This is a genomic window from Endozoicomonas sp. (assembly GCF_031844845.1).
Taxonomy (GTDB): domain Bacteria; phylum Pseudomonadota; class Gammaproteobacteria; order Pseudomonadales; family Endozoicomonadaceae; genus Endozoicomonas.
On record NZ_JAVRMB020000120.1, the window covers coordinates 1 to 6,010 of the forward strand.

Annotated in this window: 6 protein-coding genes; 2 read left to right on the forward strand and 4 right to left on the reverse strand. The window is 46.7% G+C overall.

Features of this window, described 5'->3' with window-relative positions; translation table 11 throughout:
* Positions 1 to 265: 265 nt before the first annotated feature.
* The 3 genes from RM811_RS05725 to RM811_RS05735 all read right to left on the reverse strand — a co-directional run bounded on the left by RM811_RS05725 (position 266) and on the right by RM811_RS05735 (position 1,964).
* Positions 266 to 754: a DUF29 domain-containing protein gene (locus RM811_RS05725; protein ID WP_402521706.1), complete on the reverse strand. Its 489-nt coding sequence runs from the start codon at positions 752 to 754 to the stop codon at positions 266 to 268.
* A 232-nt stretch (positions 755 to 986) separates the two neighbouring features.
* Positions 987 to 1,493, reverse strand: a complete 507-nt coding sequence (gene secB, locus RM811_RS05730) for a protein-export chaperone SecB (RefSeq protein WP_402521717.1) — start codon at positions 1,491 to 1,493, stop codon at positions 987 to 989.
* Positions 1,494 to 1,547: 54 nt separating this feature from the next.
* The gene (locus RM811_RS05735; protein WP_402521708.1) at positions 1,548 to 1,964 is read right to left on the reverse strand and encodes a rhodanese-like domain-containing protein; all 417 of its coding nucleotides are present in this window, start codon (positions 1,962 to 1,964) and stop codon (positions 1,548 to 1,550) included.
* Positions 1,965 to 2,228: 264 nt separating this feature from the next.
* On the opposite strand from RM811_RS05735, the gene gpmM reads away from it, so the two are divergent.
* Entirely contained in the window at positions 2,229 to 3,761 is a 1,533-nt protein-coding gene (gpmM, locus tag RM811_RS05740) for a 2,3-bisphosphoglycerate-independent phosphoglycerate mutase (RefSeq protein ID WP_402521710.1), read from the forward strand.
* 941 nt (positions 3,762 to 4,702) lie between these two features.
* Here the strand turns inward: gpmM and RM811_RS05745 are convergent.
* Entirely contained in the window at positions 4,703 to 5,299 is a 597-nt protein-coding gene (locus RM811_RS05745; protein ID WP_402521712.1) for a hypothetical protein, read from the reverse strand.
* 404 nt (positions 5,300 to 5,703) lie between these two features.
* Here RM811_RS05745 and RM811_RS05750 point away from each other — a divergent pair.
* On the forward strand, positions 5,704 to 6,010 hold a 307-nt coding region (locus tag RM811_RS05750), incomplete at its 3' end, for a hypothetical protein (RefSeq protein ID WP_402521715.1).

Consider the following 6,010-nt stretch of genomic DNA (forward strand, 5'->3'; position numbering starts at 1 on the left):
GTTCCCACGCTCCGCGTGGGAATGCATACGGGACTTGCCGTAACCTCAGGGCTTGCTAATAGCCCGCTGCCTGAATTGCCATGCAAAGGGTAAGAGCGATGGACAACCTCACTTGCCTGGGGGTGCCGGAGTTTCACGCCAGTTATTTTGTTTGTGGTGGGTGCGGTATGCATTCCCACGCGGAGCGTGGGAACGAGGTCAAAAACGTAGCGGGGAAGGCCTTCCGGTCAAATCCCCGCTATACAGAAACAACGGAATATAAGAGTCAATCAAAGCCCTGATCAGGATCCCATTGGTGGGTAACAACGGCTTCCAGATCATCAGGCCAGAAGTTTTTATCCACAGCCTGTTGGAAACTCCACGGATACTGCTCTGGAAAAGTGCTGGCCGGCAGGTTGGTTTCATCATGGGCATCTTCTATGGCCCGGTGATAAGCCGTAGGCAGCATCTCGTTAAGTTTGTTTTTCAGCCCCGGTGAATCCAGCAGTAATCGTTTAATCTGTTTACGTTGTTCTTTTATTGTTCGTTCCCAGCTATGGCTGCGCTCACGTCCTTCCGGCTGAAATTGCCACTTTAACAAATGCATGAACAGTACGGTCAGCCGGGATTGCAGCGCCCGGTAATCACTTCTGCCCATGCTTTCCAGTTCCTCCAGAATATTATTCAGATCCAGCTCGGCAATCCGGCCTTCACGAATCAGGTCAGCCTGTTTCTGAGTCCAGGAATAAAAGTCATTTTCGTATAAGTTGGGCATTGTGCTTACCTTGCCTGTGCGTTTTCCCTTGTGATGACTTTAGTTGGTTATAACGGCGGAGGCAAAGGGAGGGGAGGAGGGCAGGGTTCTGAGTGGGAGTGCAGGCTTCGGGCTATCAGAAAGATCTGCGGTATCCGGCGGGTCAGGTATGCATTCCCACGCGGAGCGTGGGAATGAGGTGTAAACTTTGTGTCTTTGTGCCTTTGTGGTTCAAACGCTTTTCAGTCTGAAATCAGTTCACAGCTTCTGGCTGCTGAGCTGCCTGCTGTTCACGAGCCTGCATGTACAGCGCGTCGAAGTTGACCGGAGCCAGCATCAGCGGAGGGAAGCTACCACGCAGTACCAGGTTGTCGACGGCTTCACGGGCGTAAGGGAACAGGATGTTCGGGCAGAAAGCACCCAGAGTGCGGTGCAGCTCTTCTTCGTCCAGACCTTTGGCCAGGAAGACACCCGCCTGGTGTACTTCAGTCACAAATGCCGTTTCCTTCTTGTCTGAAGAGCTGTCTTCCGAACCGTTTTCTACGGTCACGGTCAGGGACAGAACCACTTCGTACAGACCTTCTTCCAAAGGACGGTTGCTGGTGCTCAGGTCCAGTTTGACTTCTGGCTGCCACTGCTTCTGAAAGATCTCAGGCGCCTTTGGAGATTCAAAGGAGATATCTTTCATGTAGATTCGCTGTAACGCGAACTGAGGCGCCTGCTGTTGATTATCAGCCATTGTCATTTCCTTACTTTTGATGGGCTAAACGATGAACGCATTTTGGTAACGGGCGTACAGGTTGTCTGGCCAGTACTATTTTTTTACCATCGGCAGATTGTCCGAAGTCCAGGTGTTCATACCGCCCTGGAGCCTGACCACATTGGTCAGGCCTGAATCTTTCAGCGTCTTGCCAACACTGCCGCTGTGCTGCCCCATGGCGTCGACCACAATGATGGTCTTTTCACGGTATTTTTCCAGTTCGCCAGCACGTACCTTAATTTTCACATAAGGAATGTTGATGGCATTGACGATATGACCTTTGGAAAAATCAGCCTTTTCCCGGACATCAATCACCACGCCCTGGTCCCGGTTGACCAGCTGGGTCAGCTGAGCCGTGGATAAGCTCTGCCCGCCTTTGCGCATTTCAGTAAAGGCCAGTGCGCTGGCCAATGCCACCAGTGCACCAACGTGCAGGGGGTGGTTAACTATAAACTCAATGAATTGTTCCATGCCGACAAATAGTCAATCTGTAATATTGAAAGGTGGCAAGTATACTGATACGGCAGCAGGAAAGTAAGGGAACTACAATGATTTTATATGCTGACGCTGCACCAGAAAATCTCACTTGTTTTCGGGAGTTTCCAAAGAGTTTCAAGGTTTGGTCAATTCTGCTGTGATAATTTGTGTTGGCTTATAAAGGGTTGGCAATTCGCTGGAAACCGGCGGCAAAGCAGGTAAAATGCGGACCATTCCACTCGCCAAGGTTAAGAGTCCATGACTGATAAGCGCACACCTACAGCCCTGATCATCCTCGATGGCTATGGCCATCGCGAAGAAAAAGAGAGCAACGCCATTCTTGCTGCCAAAACGCCGGTCATGGATCGGCTGTGGAAAGACAACCCTCACAGTTTTGTCTCCGGTTCCGGAATGGACGTTGGTCTGCCTGATGGTCAGATGGGTAACAGTGAAGTCGGTCATATGAATCTGGGGGCTGGCCGTATTGTTTATCAGGAGCTGACTCGTATCACCAAGGCTATTAAGGATGGTGATTTCTACGAAAATGATGTGATTACCGCCGTTGTGGATAAAGCCGTCAACGCTGGCAAAGCCGTTCATATTATGGGACTGGTTTCTCCCGGTGGTGTTCACAGTCATGAAGACCATATTCATGCCATGGTAGAGCTGGCTGCCCGTCGTGGTGCGAAAGAAGTTTATGTTCATGCCTTTCTGGATGGCCGTGATACCCCGCCTCGCAGTGCTGAGCCTTCCCTGGCCGCGTTGGATGCCCTGCTGAAAGAGAAGGGCATTGGCCGTGTTGCCAGCCTGATCGGTCGTTACTACGCCATGGACCGTGACAACCGCTGGGATCGTGTGCAGCAGGCTTATGATCTGATTACCGATGGCAAGGCGGAGTTTTCTGCGGCCACTGCGGTAGAAGGTCTGAAAGCAGCCTATGAGCGTGATGAAAACGATGAGTTTGTAAAAGCCACCGTAACCGGTGATCAGGCGGTTCGTCTGAACGATGGCGATGCCCTGGTATTTATGAACTTCCGTGCAGACCGTGCCCGTGAAATCAGCCGGGCATTTGTGGATCAGGACTTTGACGGTTTTGAGCGCACCCGTGTAGCTGGAGTAGCTGGCTTCGTGACGCTGACCCAGTACTCTGCGGATATTGATGCTCCCTGTGCATTCTCACCCAGCGAGCTGGTGAACACGCTGGGTGAATATATGGAGAAACTGGGTAAAACCCAGCTCCGTATTGCTGAAACTGAAAAGTACGCCCACGTTACCTTCTTCTTCAGCGGTGGTCGTGAAGAGCCGTTTGACGGTGAAAAACGTGTGCTGGTGGCTTCCCCGAAGGTGGCGACTTACGATCTGCAGCCAGAAATGAGTGCCCCTGAACTGACCGACCGTCTGGTTCAGGAAATTCGCAGTGGTGCCCATGATTTGATCATCTGTAACTACGCTAACTGCGATATGGTGGGGCACACCGGCGACTTTGATGCAGCCGTTAAAGCCGTTGAAGCGGTGGACGAAAGCGTTGGTCGCGTTATTGCAGCCCTGGGAGAAGTGGCTGGCCAGTGTCTGATCACCGCTGACCACGGTAATGCCGAGCAGATGGCCGACCCTGCCACCGGTCAGGCACATACTGCTCATACCTGTGAACTGGTGCCACTGATTTATTCCGGCCCTCAGAACATTCAACTGAAAGCCGGTGTTCTTTCTGATTTGGCGCCTACCCTGCTGGCTATGATGAAGATTGATCAGCCTGCTGAGATGTCTGGAAAGTCTTTGCTGGTTAAGTAAAGTTTTTGTTGTGGATAAGTGCGGGTTGCTCTTATCCACAACATGATGCCTGCTTACTATTTAATTGAAAACACCTTTCTTTTTATCTTCACCACACCCTGGCTGATTATTCAATTCGAACGATTCCTACGCTTTGTTGACGTTCCGGTAAGTGTTTCCATTGCAGTATATTGTTTCATTTTCAGTGTGTTTCAAAAGTGACTTTATCAAGAACGGGCCTTGCCCTTCCGGTTGTTTTTCTGAAGCTCAGCCATAAGTAGGTAGAAGTTTGCTTTCGTATAAATTGACTGTACGTATGGTCAATTTTATTTGATAAACCGATCATGATCATTGATACCAAGGTGTAGAAGGGCTCAGTTCCAGATAAGTGTTGGTACTTTACCTCAAGTCGCTCAAAGCCTGATGTATAGGGATTTTACTGCATTCAGGTAATCTCTTGCTATTGCTGGCATGGGAAAGCATACCAACACTTATCCTGAACTGAGCCGTGTAGAAGCATGATCGGTACTTCTTAAAAAGCGCCCCAAGCCGGGCCCTACTCAACATTTACGAGTAACGTTCGTACCAAAAAAACTGAAGTTACTCGGAAGTGGGTCGTTGTTTGCATTTCAATATTTACCACCAGAAAATTCGTGAATATCACCGGCTGATGCTTTGATTATAAAAAAGTTAGAGCTTATTCCTTAGTCAGAGGTCAAAACATTTGATAGCAAACTATCACCTGCTTATTAACTCATGTAGGGCTACCCATTTTCCTGCTCATTTCATCCAAAATAGCTTTGATATCTCCTTCTTTACGTCGAGTCCTTAAATAACTGAGATCAATCCATATAAAGTCAAACTACCACCTTCTTGGAACTAAAGCCGCAGTCTGAAGATAAGAGTAAAATTCGCTTATCTCCAGAAGGGCAGAAGTAACGTTGTCAGAACTGCCGGGAACCTCATCTTGGTATGCCATATTGGGAATTATTTTGAGGATAATCGGGAGTATGAGGCATTTGTCCAAAATGAGTTTGAACTGGATATGGATATGGAAATGAAAGAAATGAAGGAAATATGCTATTAGAAGTGAAGAAATTTGAAATTTGACTAGGATCAGAAATGGGCACCGAAATAGATGTCTCGCGTGATGTGGTCGTTGTACATTGAACCGAGCCATCTCGAGAGTCTGTTATTCTTTTTTCAGTCTGCGAGACAGAGTTATGATACTGTGGATTCTGTGGATTCTGTGGATTCGATGCTGCAGAAGTCCTTTCATAAATAGTTTTTGGTATAGGGAGCTGAGACATAAAATCATGTGTTGTTGCTTGATTTGTTGATACATAGGGGCGTGGTCCGTTTGGACCTGCACTAACCCCCCAAGAATAAAACCCCTGATGCGGAGCAGCTTGAGCCGCTGGTTCAAGAGTATTCGGTGGGCGAGTCGTCATTCTCTGTGTATTTATTCCTATTCCTGTTCCAGTTGCGGTTGGCATTTTGATTACACCTTTGATTTTGTTGAGAGTACATACCATTTTGTATTTTTTACCATCTACCATAATAGATTATTATTTTTAGTTGGTTGTATTTAGTTAATTAATAATTTTGTTATAAGTGAATGTTAATATTCGTATCTGTATAATTGTTGCGTTTGATAAATACTGGAGTCAGGTTCCTATTGTTAATTTAACTAGAAGTCAGTGCAGTATCTGTTAATGATTTTGTGGATTTTAATAGTGCCTTTGGTATGTGTATAAGGATGATAGATGAAGTAGCATAATTGTATACTATTTAATGGAAGTCAGTTCAATAAACTCACATTGCTTTTATTGATATAGTGATTGTGATACTAAAGTAGTATTTTCGGTTGATTGAATTTTCATGGCTAGTACTAAGGTATAATTTTAATTTGACTGCTAATTTATTATATTGGTGAAAATTGGTCTTGATAGGAGTACAGACTATGCCTTTGCCTTTGAATAGAGCAGGAAACACCAGCACTGACGGTAGTCCGCAGCTTAAAAGAGAAGTTAGAAGAAACGGTAAAAAAAACAAGAGTCGAAAAGTAAAAGCTTTTAGGCGGAATGCTTATAAGGTAAAAAATCCCAGAATAACCCCGAAAGGGGTTGGGAAACCTGATGGGGGAAATCTCTCTAGCCGAAAAATTGTCTGGCTTGAGAAACTTAAACACTATCTGAATATTGGTGCTTGTAACTTCCAGTTGAAACTGCATTTATATTCAGGTCAGGAAGGCCGGGAGTCTCTGAAAG